This is a genomic window from Burkholderia sp. B21-005 (assembly GCF_020843965.1).
Lineage (GTDB): Bacteria > Pseudomonadota > Gammaproteobacteria > Burkholderiales > Burkholderiaceae > Burkholderia > Burkholderia ambifaria.
On sequence record NZ_CP086302.1, the window covers coordinates 312,576 to 325,796 of the forward strand.

The 13,221-nt window shown below is 67.2% G+C and carries 14 protein-coding genes; 11 read left to right on the forward strand and 3 right to left on the reverse strand.

Annotation, left to right across the window (positions count from 1 at the left end; genetic code table 11):
• Positions 1-76: 76 nt before the first annotated feature.
• From LMA02_RS17805 to LMA02_RS17835, 7 genes are all read left to right on the forward strand, one after another.
• Positions 77-868, forward strand: coding sequence for an alpha/beta fold hydrolase (locus tag LMA02_RS17805; protein WP_228908957.1), 792 nt, complete (start codon positions 77-79; stop codon positions 866-868).
• A gap of 109 nt (positions 869-977) precedes the next feature.
• Positions 978-2,381, forward strand: a complete 1,404-nt coding sequence (locus LMA02_RS17810; RefSeq protein ID WP_228908958.1) for an amidase family protein — start codon at positions 978-980, stop codon at positions 2,379-2,381.
• A gap of 416 nt (positions 2,382-2,797) precedes the next feature.
• A complete protein-coding gene (locus tag LMA02_RS17815; RefSeq protein WP_228908959.1) occupies positions 2,798-3,268 on the forward strand; it encodes a rhodanese-like domain-containing protein in 471 nt (156 codons plus the stop codon).
• A 28-nt stretch (positions 3,269-3,296) separates the two neighbouring features.
• Positions 3,297-4,247, forward strand: coding sequence for a serine O-acetyltransferase EpsC (epsC, locus tag LMA02_RS17820; protein WP_228908960.1), 951 nt, complete (start codon positions 3,297-3,299; stop codon positions 4,245-4,247).
• Positions 4,244-4,465 (forward strand): helix-turn-helix domain-containing protein, encoded by a 222-nt coding sequence (locus tag LMA02_RS17825; protein ID WP_228908961.1) that lies wholly within the window; start codon positions 4,244-4,246, stop codon positions 4,463-4,465. Before epsC ends, LMA02_RS17825 begins: the two co-directional genes overlap by 4 nt.
• 135 nt (positions 4,466-4,600) lie before the next feature.
• Positions 4,601-5,533 carry a family 2A encapsulin nanocompartment shell protein gene (locus LMA02_RS17830; RefSeq protein WP_228908962.1) on the forward strand — a complete coding sequence of 311 codons (933 nt, stop codon included), beginning with the start codon at positions 4,601-4,603 and terminating at the stop codon, positions 5,531-5,533.
• Entirely contained in the window at positions 5,508-7,538 is a 2,031-nt protein-coding gene (locus tag LMA02_RS17835) for a family 2A encapsulin nanocompartment cargo protein cysteine desulfurase (RefSeq protein WP_228908963.1), read from the forward strand. Before LMA02_RS17830 ends, LMA02_RS17835 begins: the two co-directional genes overlap by 26 nt.
• A 94-nt stretch (positions 7,539-7,632) precedes the next feature.
• On the opposite strand, the gene LMA02_RS17840 is transcribed toward LMA02_RS17835, so the two are convergent.
• The 3 genes from LMA02_RS17840 to LMA02_RS17850 all read right to left on the reverse strand — a co-directional run bounded on the left by LMA02_RS17840 (position 7,633) and on the right by LMA02_RS17850 (position 10,368).
• On the reverse strand, positions 7,633-8,247 hold the full coding sequence (locus tag LMA02_RS17840; RefSeq protein WP_228908964.1) for a LysE family translocator: 615 nt from the start codon (positions 8,245-8,247) through the stop codon (positions 7,633-7,635).
• 177 nt (positions 8,248-8,424) lie between these two features.
• On the reverse strand, positions 8,425-10,065 hold the full coding sequence (groL, locus tag LMA02_RS17845; RefSeq protein WP_228908965.1) for a chaperonin GroEL: 1,641 nt from the start codon (positions 10,063-10,065) through the stop codon (positions 8,425-8,427).
• Positions 10,066-10,077: 12 nt separating this feature from the next.
• Positions 10,078-10,368 carry a co-chaperone GroES gene (locus LMA02_RS17850; RefSeq protein WP_006749630.1) on the reverse strand — a complete coding sequence of 97 codons (291 nt, stop codon included), beginning with the start codon at positions 10,366-10,368 and terminating at the stop codon, positions 10,078-10,080.
• A 198-nt stretch (positions 10,369-10,566) separates the two neighbouring features.
• Between LMA02_RS17850 and LMA02_RS17855 the strand changes: the two genes are divergently transcribed.
• From LMA02_RS17855 to LMA02_RS17870, 4 genes are all read left to right on the forward strand, one after another.
• Positions 10,567-11,460 carry a DMT family transporter gene (locus LMA02_RS17855; RefSeq protein WP_228908967.1) on the forward strand — a complete coding sequence of 298 codons (894 nt, stop codon included), beginning with the start codon at positions 10,567-10,569 and terminating at the stop codon, positions 11,458-11,460.
• Positions 11,461-11,724: 264 nt separating this feature from the next.
• Complete coding sequence (locus LMA02_RS17860) at positions 11,725-12,438, forward strand: hypothetical protein (protein ID WP_228908973.1); 714 nt, start codon at positions 11,725-11,727, stop codon at positions 12,436-12,438.
• Entirely contained in the window at positions 12,439-12,720 is a 282-nt protein-coding gene (locus LMA02_RS17865; RefSeq protein WP_228908974.1) for a hypothetical protein, read from the forward strand.
• Positions 12,721-12,740: 20 nt separating this feature from the next.
• Positions 12,741-13,052: a hypothetical protein gene (locus LMA02_RS17870; protein ID WP_228908976.1), complete on the forward strand. Its 312-nt coding sequence runs from the start codon at positions 12,741-12,743 to the stop codon at positions 13,050-13,052.
• Positions 13,053-13,221 lie beyond the last annotated feature (169 nt).

A 13,221-nucleotide genomic window follows, 5' to 3' on the forward strand; every position in this document is an offset into this window, starting at 1 on the left:
GCCGCGCCTGCCGAGCGCCGGCGCGGCCGCATCGTAAACATTTCAGATGGACAACACGACAGGAAGGAGCAAGACGATGGTCGGTTTGACGAAACGGGTGCTGGTGTCCGCGGCGGTGCTTGGCGGGCTGTTCGGTGCGGTCACGGCGCAGGCTGCGCCGAAGGAAGACCTGAAGGGCACGAACGTCGTGCTGGTGCACGGCGCGTTCGCCGACGGGTCGAGCTGGAACCGCGTGATTCCGCTGCTCGAGGCGCGCGGCCTGCATGTCGTAGCGGTGCAGAATCCGCTGAGCTCGCTCGCCGACGATGCCGCCGCGACGAAGCGCGCGATCGACGAGCAGAAGGGGCCCGTCGTGCTGGTCGGCCATTCGTGGGCCGGCGTCGTGATCAGCGATGCGGGCAACGACGACAAGGTGAAGTCGCTCGTCTATGTTGCCGCGTTCGCGCCGGACAACGGCCAGTCGATCGCCGACGTCACGCAGGGGCTGCCGGCGCCGGCGTGGGCCGGCGAGCTGCGCAAGGACTCGGGCGGTTTCGCGACGCTGTCGGACAAGGCGGTCGCGCAGGATTTCGCGCCGGACCTGTCGCCCGCGCAGCAGCGCGTCGTCGCGGCGACGCAAGGGCCGTGGTACGGTGGCTGTATTTCGCAGAAGGTCACGCAGGCCGCGTGGCATGAGAAGCCGTCGTCGTTCGTCGTCGCGACGCAGGACCGGATGATCGATCCGAAGCTGCAGGAGGCGATGGCGAAGCGGATCGGCGCGACGGTCACGCGTGTGAACGGCAGCCACGTCTCGATGTTGAGCCAGCCGAAGGCCGTGGCAGACGCGATCATCGCGGCCGCGGAGCGTGCGAAGCACGATACGCAGTGAGCGATGCGGCGCCGCGATGCGAATGGCGCGCGGCGCCTTTCCTTCCCGCCATCCGCCCCGAAGGAAGTCCCCTTGGGGGAAATGGCGGAGTTTCTCGGAGCACATTCTGATGACGCAGCAACTCTGGCAACTGTCGGCGACTGAAATCGCGAAGCGGGTGCGGCAACGTGAAGTGTCCGCGCGGGAAGTGGCGGATGCGACGCTGGCCCGTCTCGATGCGGTGAACCCGGCGATCAACGCGGTGGTCGAGCATCGCCCCGACGACGTGCGGCGGCAAGCCGACGAAGTCGATCGCGCGATCGCGCGCGGCGACGATCCGGGGCCGCTCGCCGGCGTGCCCGTGACCGTGAAGATCAACGTCGACGTCGCGGCGTTCGCGACGACCAACGGCACGCGCCTGCAGGAAAACCTGATCGCGAGCGCCGACAGCCCGTCGGTCTCGAACCTGAGGAAGGCCGGCGCGGTGCTGCTCGGCCGCAGCAATTCGCCGACGTTCGCGCTGCGCTGGTTCACATCGAATCTCGTGCACGGCCATACGTACAATCCGCGTAATCGGTCGCTGACGCCGGGCGGATCGAGCGGCGGCGCGGCGGCTGCCGTGGCCGCCGGGATCGGCCCGCTCGCGGTCGGCACCGACATCGGCGGCTCGGTGCGCTATCCGGCTTACGCATGCGGCGTGCACGGGATCCGGCCGTCGCTCGGACGCGTGCCGGCGTTCAATGCATCGTCACCCGAGCGGGCGATCGGCGCGCAGTTGATGTCGACGACGGGGCCGATCGCGCGCACGATCGACGATCTCGCGCTGGCGCTGCGAGCGTTCGCCGCACCGGACCCGCGCGACCCGTGGTACGTGCCGGTGCCGTTCGAAGGCCGTGCGGTGCCGAAGCGAGCAGCGCTGTGCGTGCGGCCGGGCGGCCTGCAGGTCGTGCCCGAAGTCGAGGCCGCGTTGCGCGATGCCGCGCGCCGGCTCGTCGATGCAGGGTGGACCGTCGATGAAATCGACGATACGCCGCCGATGCGCGAGGCCGCGTTGTTGCAGGAGCAGCTCTGGCTTGGCGACGGATTCGACGCGTTGACGAACGCGGTCGCGAGCGACGGCGATCCGGGCGCGGCCGCCGTGATCGCCGCCGTGCGCGGCAAGGTGCGCGATCTGCCGGCCGACGTGATCAGCCGCGCGCTCGTGCGGCGCACGACGCTGACGCGGCAATGGCGGCTGTTTCTCGATGAATACGCGGTGCTGCTGCTGCCTGTGTCGTCGGAGTTGCCATTCCCCGACGATCTCGACAGGCAAGGACCGGAAGGGTTCGAGCGCGTATGGGAAGCGCAGCTCACGCTGCGTGCGCTGCCGGCGATGGGGCTACCCGGGCTTGCGGTGACGACGGGGATCGTCAATAACGTGCCGGTCGGTGTGCAGGTGGTCGCCGCGCATCATCGCGAGGATCTGTGCTTGCTCGCGGGGCGCGACATCGAGGCGCGCGGCGCGCCGGTGACCGTGGTCGATCCGATCGTCTGAGGCGGCGACGGGCGTGGTGCATCGGCGATGCACCGCGTCCGTCGGTTGTCGTTCATCGATCCATCCAAGCGCGCGCCGTTGGACCCGGCGCGCGATTCCATTTCGGATTCCCTCGCAACGTGCGGCGCATCGCGTGCCGCATCGTCCCTGACTTCGCAGTCGCCCATCCTTTCAAGAACCTTCGATGCGTGACATCGAACGGCCATCGCTCCAGATCCCCCGCGTGAACCCGCACCGATTGCGCGCGTCTGCCATTGCATTTCGCGCGCCGCTGATTAGGAAATGAATTTTTATTGGTTCTGCTTCCCCGAGCACGCTCGCATAGTCGGGCTGACGGCTATAGACAGCACGCAAGCTGCGCAGGCCGTAATCCCGGCGTTGTTGATCATACGAATCTGCGAGAACGAGGAAGCGTGATGACGTTTGCATTGGAAGAACGAACGGCTGCCCGGCAGGCGCTTGACGCCGCGCGCGCGGCGGCCGCATCGGCGGGCACGCCTTACGCGGGCGGCGTGGCGCCGCAAGCCGCGTGGGCGCTGTTCGCCGCCGGCGACGCGTTGCTGGTCGACGTGCGCACCGCGGAAGAACGGAAATTCGTCGGCCACGTGCCCGAGTCGCTGCATGTGCCGTGGGCGACCGGCACGAGCCTGACGCGCAACCCGCGCTTCGTGCGCGAACTGGAAGCGAAGACCGGCAAGGACGCGGTGGTGCTGTTGCTCTGCCGCAGCGGCAACCGGTCCGCGCAGGCGGCCGAAGCCGCGACCAAAGGCGGTTTCACACAGGTATTCAACGTGCTCGAAGGGTTCGAGGGCGACCTCGACGAACAGCGGCATCGCGGCAGCCGGAACGGCTGGCGCCATCGCGGCCTGCCGTGGGCTCAGGACTGAGTCACGGCTGTTACGGGGAGAAGTCAGCATGGCCGCATTCGACATCGACGACATCGTTCAATCGCTTCAGACCGTGCGCCGCGCGTGGCGCGAGAAGCAGCGACGCTCGCTTGAACCGGGCGGGCGCGACCTGCCGGCGCGCGAGGCGCTCGCACAGATCATCGGCGCGCTGAAGGGCGTGCTGTTCCCGATGCGGCTCGGGCCGCCCGACCTGCGGCAGGAGAGCGAGAACTTCCATGTCGCCCACGCGCTCGACGCGGCGCTGAACGCGCTGCTTGCGCAGGTGACGCTCGAACTGCGCTACGCGGCGCGGCAACGCAACGTCGACGCACCGATCGAAGACGTGGCGTCCACCGCCGTGCAGGCGTTCGCCGCACGCCTGCCCGAGATCCGCCGGCTGCTCGACAGCGACGTGCTGGCCGCATTCCATGGCGATCCGGCGGCAGGCAGCGTCGACGAAGTGCTGCTCTGCTATCCCGGCATCCTCGCAATGATCCACCACCGGCTCGCGCATGAGCTGTACCGGCTCGGGCTGCCGCTGCTCGCGCGGATCATCGCCGAGCAGGCCCACGCGGAAACCGGCATCGACATTCATCCGGGCGCGCGCATCGGTGGCGGCTTCTTCATCGATCACGGCACGGGTGTCGTGATCGGCGAGACCGCGATCATCGGCGAGCGCGTGCGCGTGTACCAGGCCGTCACGCTCGGCGCGAAGCGCTTCCCGCGCGATGCTTCCGGACATCTGGAGAAGGGGCTCGCGCGCCATCCGATCGTCGAGGACGACGTCGTGATCTATGCAGGCGCAACGATCCTCGGGCGCGTGACGATCGGCCGCGGCGCGGTGATCGGCGGCAACGTGTGGCTCACGCAGGACGTACCGGCCGGCGCGAACGTCACGCAGGCCGTGCTGCGCAGCGAAGCGAATGCCGCGCGGCACGAACCGGCCGAGCCGGTGCCCGACACACGGGTGACGACATGAGCGACCTGATCCAGCACTTCGGCGCCAACGTGCGCAGGCTGCGCGAAGCGCGCACGTGGTCGCAGGAGCAGCTCGCCGAACACGCGGGGCTGAACCGTTCGTATGTCGGCGAGATCGAGCGCGGCGAGGCGATCGCGTCGATCGTCACCGCGGACAAGATCGCGCGCGCGTTCGACGTGTCGATCTCGACGCTGTTGCCCGGCGTGTACGTCACCTGACTCATCTCGCGTCCTTTCCCGTTCGGCAGTGCCATGTGACGGCTATAGCATGTTGAGCCGGCAGGTGCGTGCTTCCGATAATCGCCAGGCGTCGTAAGCAATCCCGTTTTTCATCTTAAGAACCCGGAGCCACACATGTCGACCGTTGCAAGCGGCACGGCCGCGCTGAGCGATCACGCCGCCCGCCAACTAGCGAACGCTACCAAGGCCGTCCCGCAGCTTTCCACGATTACGCCGCGCTGGCTGACCCATCTGCTGCAGTGGGTGCCGGTCGAGGCCGGCATCTATCGCCTGAACCAGGTGAAGAACCCGGAAGCCGTGCGCGCCGCGTGCACGCAGCTCGAGGACGAAAGCGTGCTACCGCGGACCTTCGTGCCGTACGAGGAACAGCCGCGCGAGTATTTCCTGAACGCGGTGAGCACGGTGCTCGACGTGCATACGCGGATCTCCGATCTCTACAGCAGTCCTCATGACCAGATCAAGGAACAGCTGCGCCTGACGATCGAGACAATCAAGGAGCTGCAGGAAAGCCAGCTGATCAACAACCCGGACTACGGGCTGCTCGCGAACGTGACCGACGAACAGCGGATCTTCCCGCTGACCGGCGCGCCGACGCCGGACGATCTCGACGAGCTGCTGACCAAGGTGTGGAAGGAGCCGGCGTTCTTCCTCACGCACCCGCTCGCGATCGCCGCGTTCGGCCGCGAATGCACGCGGCGCGGCGTGCCGCCGCCGACGGTCAGCCTGTTCGGCTCGCAGTTCCTCACGTGGCGCGGCATTCCGCTGATCCCGTCGGACAAGGTTCCGATCGCCGACGGCAAGACCAAGATCCTGCTGCTGCGCGTCGGCGACAAGCGCCAGGGCGTTGTCGGCCTCTATCAGCCGGGCGTCGCGGGCGAGCAGGGGCCGGGCCTGTCGGTGCGCTTCATGGGGATCAACGACCAGGCGATCGCGTCGTACCTGATCTCGCTGTACTGCTCGCTCGCGGTCCACTCGCCGGATGCGCTGGCTGTCCTCGATGACGTCGAAATCGCCAAGTACCATGACTATCCCGACACCTACCGTTAATCCCGGCTCGGCCGGCAGCGACGCGCTCGCGTTGCCGCACGCGCCGCTGCCGGCCGGCCTGCCCGACCCGGCGGCGCTCGCGCGGCTCGCGTCCGGGTTCTTCGCGACGCCGCCCGGGCAGGCCGCCGCGCCCGGGCTGTCGGCGGGTAGCGGGGCGGTTGGCGGCGTGCCGTCGGCGTTGCCGGCTGCGGCGCCGATTCTCGCGTCGGTGAGCAACCCGGCGCCGGCCGGCTCGCCGCTCGCGGGACCGGGCGGCACGGGCACCGGCGTGCCGGGCCTCGCGCTGCCGCAAGGCAAGGCGCCCGGTGCGAACCTCGCGCCGTCCGCGCCGACGCACGTGCTGTCGCTCGGCAACCGCGTGCCCGCGCTCGCGCCGCACGCGGCCGCGCAGAACGGGCTGCCCGACAATGCGGTGTCGATCGCGCCCGCGTTCGAGCCGCGCGCCGGCGGCGCGGCGCTTGGCGTGCCGCAGGCGAATGCCGCGGTGTCGGAGGGCGCGGCGAAGGCGGCGCCGGCGGCGTCACCGTATTACTTCACCGACGGCTCGCTGCAGGGCTGGCAGGCGACACCGCAGGACATCGTCGTGCCGTCGAACGGCGTTGCGTCGCCGGAAGCGTTCGGGCTGCCGGGCGACGACGCGCTGCGCGACCTGCTCGCCGTGCATCGCGACGTGCCGGTCGGACGTGCATCGGGTGCGTCGGGCACTTCAGGCACGGCCGTGCCGCGTTACTTCATCGACGATACGCACGCCGCCGAACCGCAGGGCAATCCGCACCGCGGCGCGCACCCGCCATTCGACGTGAACGCGATCCGCCGCGACTTCCCGATCCTGCAGGAACGCGTGAACGGCAAGCAGCTCGTCTGGTTCGACAACGCGGCGACGACGCACAAGCCGCAGGCCGTGATCGACCGCCTCGCGTATTTCTATGCGCACGAGAATTCGAACATCCACCGCGCCGCGCATGCGCTGGCGGGCCGCGCGACGGATGCATACGAGCATGCGCGGGACACCGTGCGGCGCTTTATCGGCGCATCCTCGCCGGACGAGATCGTGTTCGTGCGCGGCACGACCGAGGCGATCAACCTGATCGCGAAGACGTGGGGCGTGCAGAACGTCGGCGAAGGCGACGAGATCGTCGTGTCGCATCTCGAGCATCACGCGAACATCGTGCCGTGGCAGCAGCTCGCGGCGCTCAAGGGCGCGAAGCTGCGGGTGATTCCGGTCGACGATTCGGGGCAGGTGCTGCTCGACGAGTACCGCAAGCTGCTCAACGACCGCACGAAGATCGTGTCCGTCACGCAGGTGTCGAACGCGCTCGGCACGGTCGTGCCGGTGAAGGAGATCGTCGAGCTGGCGCATCGCGCGGGCGCGAAGGCGCTCGTCGACGGCGCGCAGTCGATCTCGCACATGCGGGTGGACGTGCAGGCGCTCGATGCGGATTTCTTCGTGTTCTCCGGGCACAAGATCTACGGGCCGACCGGGATCGGCGTCGTGTACGGCAAGCGCGCGATCCTCGACGACATGCCGCCGTGGCAGGGTGGCGGCAACATGATCGCGGACGTGACGTTCGAGCGCACGGTGTTCCAGCCGCCGCCGAACCGGTTCGAGGCCGGCACCGGCAACATCGCGGATGCGGTGGGGCTGGGCGCCGCGCTCGACTACGTGAACCGGGTCGGCATCGAGAACATCGCGCGCTACGAGCACGACCTGCTTGCGTACGCGACGAGCGTGCTCGCGCCGGTGCCGGGCGTGCGGCTCGTCGGCACCGCGCGCGACAAGGCGAGCGTGCTGTCGTTCGTGCTGAAGGGCTATGAGACCGAGGAAGTCGGGCAGGCGCTGAACGAAGAGGGCATCGCGGTGCGCTCGGGGCATCACTGCGCGCAGCCGATCCTGCGGCGGTTCGGGCTCGAGGCGACGGTGCGACCGTCGCTGGCGTTCTACAATACGTGCGATGAGGTCGACGCGCTGGTGAGGGTCGTGAGACGACTGGCGGCGCGGCGCTGATGCGCGCCGCCTGAGGCAAGGCCGCTTGCGGCGCCCGGAAGCAGGGTGTCACAAGCGGCCTTTGGTATCGATGCAGGGGCGGACGTGATGCGAATCAACGCCCTGCCAGCATCCTTGTGCCGAGCCCCATCAGCAGCAGTCCGGCCGTCGTGTCGAGCACGGCCTTGCGCTTGATCAGCAGCCGGCGCACGGACGGATGCGACGCGAGCAGCGCCATCGTGCAATACCACGCGCCCGAAATCCCGATCGACAGTGCGACGACGGTGAGATCGAACCATGCCGGTGCGTCGGCCGGCACCATCAGCGCGAAGACACTGCCGTAGAACGCGACGGCTTTCGGGTTCGTCATGCTGACCACATAGCCTTTCTTCGCGGCATGCCAGCCTGAGGATGAAGTCGGCGCGTCAACGGACAACGGCTTGCGCGCGGTCAGCACCATTTTCAGGCCGAGCCAGATCAGGTAGGTCGCGCCCGCCAGCCGCAGCGCGGTGTGCACCCATGCGATGTGGGTGACGAGCAGGCTCAGGCCGCCGATCGCGATCGCGGCCCAGGTGCCCGATGCGGCAGCGAGGCCGAGCCCGGTCATCACGCCGGCGCGGCGCTGCGCGACCGCGCTCGACGTGACGATCACGAAGTTCGGGCCGGGGCTGGCCACGCTCAGCAGCAGGACGCCGGCGAGCGGCAGCAACGCGTTGATGGTGGTCGACATGGATTGGGGGGGCAGTGACGCGGAATGGGCCTTCATCTTACCCCGTGCGACGTGCCGTGCCTGCGTGCGGCCGATCCAGAAAAAAACGCGTGACGACCGACGTCGCCACGCGTTGCATTGCTTCGGAAACACCGGGCATGCCGGCGAACCGGCACGCCGCAGCACATCGTCGGATCGTCAGAAATCGAACCCCGGCCCGCCCGCACCCGGGCCGCCCTGCGCCGCGGCCGGCGCCGCATCCTTCGGCGCCTCGAACACGGTCGCATCGGTCGTCAGCAGCAGCCCGGCCACCGACGCCGCATTCTGCAGCGCGGTGCGCGTGACCTTGGTCGGATCGAGCACGCCCGATTCGACGAGGTCGCCGTATTCGCCGGTCTGCGCGTTGTAGCCGAAGTTGCCCGAGCCTTCCGCCACTTTCGCGACGACCACGCTCGCTTCCTCGCCCGCATTCGTGACGATCTGGCGCAGCGGTTCCTCGAGCGCGCGCAGCACGATCTTGATGCCCGCGTCCTGATCGGCATTCGCTCCCTTGAGCTCGCGGATCGCCTGCCGCACGCGGATCAGCGCGACGCCGCCGCCCGGCACGATGCCTTCCTCGACGGCCGCGCGCGTCGCGTGCAGCGCGTCGTCGACGCGGTCCTTCTTCTCCTTCACCTCGATCTCGGTCGCGCCGCCGACCTTGATCACCGCGACGCCGCCCGCCAGCTTGGCCACGCGCTCCTGCAGCTTTTCACGATCGTAGTCGGAGGTCGCCTCTTCGATCTGCACGCGGATCTGCTTCACGCGCGCCTCGATGTTTTTCGCGTCGCCCGCGCCGTCGATCACGGTCGTGTTTTCCTTGCCGACCTCGATGCGCTTCGCCTGGCCGAGTTCGGCGAGCGTCGCCTTCTCGAGCGTGAGTCCCGTTTCCTCCGCGACGACTTGCCCGCCGGTCAGGATCGCGATGTCCTCGAGCAGCGCCTTGCGGCGATCGCCGAAGCCCGGCGCCTTGACCGCGACCGTCTTCAGGATGCCGCGAAGGTTGTTCACGACCAGCGTCGCGAGCGCTTCGCCCTCGACGTCTTCCGCGATGATCAGCAGCGGCCGGCCGGATTTCGCGACCTGTTCGAGCACCGGCAGGAGGTCACGGATGTTCGAGATCTTCTTGTCGTGCAGCAGGATGTACGGGTTCTCGATCTCGGCGATCTGCTTGTCGGGATTGTTGATGAAATACGGCGACAGGTAGCCGCGATCGAACTGCAGCCCTTCGACCACGTCGAGCTCGTCGGCGAGCGACTTGCCGTCCTCGACGGTGATCACGCCTTCCTTGCCGACGCGGTCGATCGCTTCGGCGATGCGCTGGCCGATCGATTCCTCGCCGTTCGCGGAGATCGTCGCGACCTGCGCGATTTCCTTGCTCGTGGTGGTCGGCTTGCTGATCGTCTTCAGCGAGTCGACGGCCGATGCCACGGCCTTGTCGATTCCGCGCTTCAGGTCGAGCGGATTGAGCCCGGCCGCGACGTATTTCTGGCCTTCGCGCACGATCGCCTGCGCGAGCACGGTGGCCGTCGTCGTGCCGTCGCCGGCGGCATCGCTGGTGCGCGACGCGACTTCCTTCACGAGCTGCGCGCCGATGTTCTGCAGCTTGTCCGCGAGTTCGATTTCCTTCGCGACCGACACGCCGTCCTTCGTGACGACGGGCGCGCCGAAGCTGCGCTCGAGCACGACGTTGCGGCCCTTCGGCCCGAGCGTGACTTTCACCGCGTTCGCGAGAATGTTGACGCCTTCGGTGAGCTTCGTACGCGCGACGTCGCTGAAAATGATTTCCTTTGCTGCCATGATTGCGCTCCGTTATTGATTGACGACCGCGACGATGTCTTCCTCGCGCAGCACGAGAAATTCGTTGCCGTCCACCTTGACGGCCTGGCCTGCGTACTTGCCGAACAGCACGCGCTCACCGACCTGCAGGTCGGGCACGAGGCGCTGGCCGTCCGCGTCCTTGCGGCCGGGGCCGACGGCGATCACTTCGCCCTGGTCGGGCTTTTCCGCGGCGCTGTCGGGGATCACGATGCCCGAGGCGGTGGTGGTTTCCTGGTCGAGTCGCTTCACGATGACCCGGTCGTGCAAGGGGCGTAGGCTCATCTGTCCGTCCTGTTCTGTTGCGTCGAAATGGTTGGCACTCTTTATCGGAGAGTGCTGACGAGTATAAGAACGCGCGACGGCGCGATCCAATAACGGATTCGGAAAAGCATTTGCGTGGATGCGCTATGGATGCGTGGCGGGCGTCGGCGTGGAGCGCAAGCGTATGATTCCGACATCGCACACTCGCCCGGGGAGTCCATGAGCGTGGCAACGACACCGGAAGCCGGACGTCAGCCGGGCTGGCTGCGCTTCGCCCCCGCGCTGTTCCTGCTGCTGTGGGCGAGCGGCTTCGTGTTCCTGAAGCTCGGGCTGCGCGACGCGGATCCGCTGACGTTCCTCGCGCTGCGCTATGCGTGCGTGGTTGCGCTGCTCGCCGGGCCGCTCTTATGGCTGCGTCCCGCGTTGCCGCGCACACGCGACGAATGGCGCAATCTCGTCGTCGTCGGTTTGCTGCTGCAGGCCGGCTATTTCTCGTTCACCTATCTGAGCCTGAAACTCGGGATGTCGGCCGGCGCCGTCGCGCTCATCACGTCGCAGCAGCCGATTCTCGTCGGGCTGCTCGCGCCGATGATCGCCGGCGAGCGCGTCGGCGTGATGCGCTGGATCGGCCTCGCGATCGGCGCGGCCGGCGCGGTGATGGTGATCCTCGCGCGTTCGTCGGTTGCGGTGTCGTCGTCGTGGGCGCTGGCGTTCGCGCTGCTCGCGCTCGCGTGCATCACCGGCGGCACGCTGTGGGAAAAGCGCTTCGGCACCGACGTCCATCCGGTCACGGCGAACCTCGTGCAATACACGGTCGGCCTCGCGGTGACCGCGCCGCTCGCGTTCGCGCTCGAACCGATGCACGTGCACTGGACCGCCAGCCTCGCCGGTTCGCTCGCGTACCTCGTGATCTGCAATTCGCTGATCGCGATCTCGCTGCTGCTCGCGATGGTGCGATACGGCGAAGCGTCGCGCGTGTCGGCACTGTTTTTCCTGATTCCGCCGGCCGCGGCGGTGATCGCGCTCGTCGTGCTCGGCGAGACGATCGGTACGCTCGCATGGCCCGGCATGGCGCTTGCGGCCGCGGGCCTGTATCTGGTGATGCGGTACTGAGCGAGTATCGCGGGCCTCGTCGATCTTGTAACACAATTTATGGGTTCTGATGCGTGGGTGTCTTTGTGTGCGGTCGCCCGGAATGCCTCCGCCCTGTTCGTGTCCAAACCGCGGTCCATAGCGGCTCGACGGCGTGTTGCAAGGCGTCCATGTGCGCTTTCGGCCTCGTCGAGTGACGGGTCCGTTCCGTTCCATGAAAGCCGCGAGGTTGTCGCATCGTGTTTCGAAAAGTAGATTCGCCCGACGGTAACACCGGAGGGTCGAATGACTTCGATTGCGATCGAGTTGGATTCGGGAAAGCGCGCGATGCTGACACGCGCGGGACGTGCGACGTTGTCGGCCAAGCAACGCGCTGCGGTCTCCGAGTTGATGCTGCACTGGCCGAGGTACGCGGGCCTGACGACGAATGCGATGACGTACTTGCGGCAATTGGGCCTTGACGCGTTCCGTGGTGCCCCGCTCGATGTGCTCAGGTCTGCCATCGAGGACGGCCGAGTCATGGTCGAGATCGAGCGTCCGGCGGTTGCCGGCGGCGCTTGTGGTGATCTGCCGTCCACGCTGCCTTTCCCACGGGCGAATCGGTTCGCCCGTGGGGCGCCGCAGGCGTCGCTGCCGGTAGACAAGCCTATTCCGAGTTGGGCGCGGCCAAGTGATGTATCGGCCGATGAATTGATAAGCTACCTGGAAAGCGTCCTGGGGAACGCAGGCAGCGTCGGTGCCGGCACGGCACTCGGGCTGGTTGATACGCCGCTCAGCGACGCCGCCCCGTTCTTGCTGCGGGACTCGCCCTTGCGCGACGATTCGTTGAATCTGGCCGCTCGTCGGCCGAACGAAGGGTTGGAGGCCGGCTGCATGGAGAAATACGAAGCAGCTATCGAGTTGTGCAATCGGCTGGCCAAGGTCATGGGCGGCGTTGCCGGTCTGACACTGTGCAAGCAGAATGCGTTTATGGATTACCAAGAGTGCAGGGGATTCTAAATGGCTAAGCATTCGCCTTATGCCGTCGTGGTGATTTACGACGAAGACCAGCAAAGACTTACCGTAAAAGCGGCCGATCCGGACAAGCTCGCGCCGCAATTACAAGGCGTTCTCGAAATGCCGATCCTGTTGGACGAGTTCGACTATCGGATAGATGATGAGTTTGCGCGTCGGCTGGGTGCCGCAATGCTGAATCTCATCGCTGCCGGTCAGCCCGGCATCGAGAAATACATGAGTGTGACGCTTGAGCCTATTCCGAGGCGGGGCGACGGCAACCGCTGATGCTTGCAGAGGAATGTGACATGAGCAAACCGGCACGCGCGACCATCGTGTTTTACGACGAAGACACCGAACAGGTAACGTTGTGCACCGTGTTTCGCAAGGACGTCGAGGCCCTACTCGACCGGGAAAGGAGTGCAGGTGTCGCCATCACGATTCCGCCGCATGCCGAACCGAACGACGGGTGCCCGATTACCGATGAGGACGCGCGGCGATTGGGCGGTACGGCACTGCTGATGCAGGCGGGCGTGCACCCAGAGTTGCGCGAACGGCTCAAATTCGCGGAGGCAGGGTCCGTCGACTGGTCCCCGGTTCGGCGCCCGGACGCAGACTGAAGGTTCAGTGCATGAGCCGCAGGATTGCCGTGACGATCCTGCTAAAGATACCGATCATCGCCTGCCGTCCGGTTCTGCGGTTTGATAGCCAGTCCTATCGTTCGATTCCCTTCACTCGCTCCGGCGTTGAATGGCCGCGTGCCGCACTGGCTGAGCAACGCCGGCAACG

Bases quoted from the DNA above. Each gene is read 5' to 3' on its own strand.
- LMA02_RS17805 (WP_228908957.1), top strand. From the start codon at position 77: ATGGTCGGTTTGACGAAACGGGTGCTGGTGTCCGCGGCGGTGCTTGGC.
- LMA02_RS17810 (WP_228908958.1), top strand. From the start codon at position 978: ATGACGCAGCAACTCTGGCAACTGTCGGCGACTGAAATCGCGAAGCGG.
- LMA02_RS17815 (WP_228908959.1), top strand. From the start codon at position 2,798: ATGACGTTTGCATTGGAAGAACGAACGGCTGCCCGGCAGGCGCTTGAC.
- epsC (WP_228908960.1), top strand. From the start codon at position 3,297: ATGGCCGCATTCGACATCGACGACATCGTTCAATCGCTTCAGACCGTG.
- LMA02_RS17825 (WP_228908961.1), top strand. From the start codon at position 4,244: ATGAGCGACCTGATCCAGCACTTCGGCGCCAACGTGCGCAGGCTGCGC.
- LMA02_RS17830 (WP_228908962.1), top strand. From the start codon at position 4,601: ATGTCGACCGTTGCAAGCGGCACGGCCGCGCTGAGCGATCACGCCGCC.
- LMA02_RS17835 (WP_228908963.1), top strand. From the start codon at position 5,508: ATGACTATCCCGACACCTACCGTTAATCCCGGCTCGGCCGGCAGCGAC.
- LMA02_RS17840 (WP_228908964.1), bottom strand. From the start codon at position 8,247: ATGTCGACCACCATCAACGCGTTGCTGCCGCTCGCCGGCGTCCTGCTG.
- groL (WP_228908965.1), bottom strand. From the start codon at position 10,065: ATGGCAGCAAAGGAAATCATTTTCAGCGACGTCGCGCGTACGAAGCTC.
- LMA02_RS17850 (WP_006749630.1), bottom strand. From the start codon at position 10,368: ATGAGCCTACGCCCCTTGCACGACCGGGTCATCGTGAAGCGACTCGAC.
- LMA02_RS17855 (WP_228908967.1), top strand. From the start codon at position 10,567: ATGAGCGTGGCAACGACACCGGAAGCCGGACGTCAGCCGGGCTGGCTG.
- LMA02_RS17860 (WP_228908973.1), top strand. From the start codon at position 11,725: ATGACTTCGATTGCGATCGAGTTGGATTCGGGAAAGCGCGCGATGCTG.
- LMA02_RS17865 (WP_228908974.1), top strand. From the start codon at position 12,439: ATGGCTAAGCATTCGCCTTATGCCGTCGTGGTGATTTACGACGAAGAC.
- LMA02_RS17870 (WP_228908976.1), top strand. From the start codon at position 12,741: ATGAGCAAACCGGCACGCGCGACCATCGTGTTTTACGACGAAGACACC.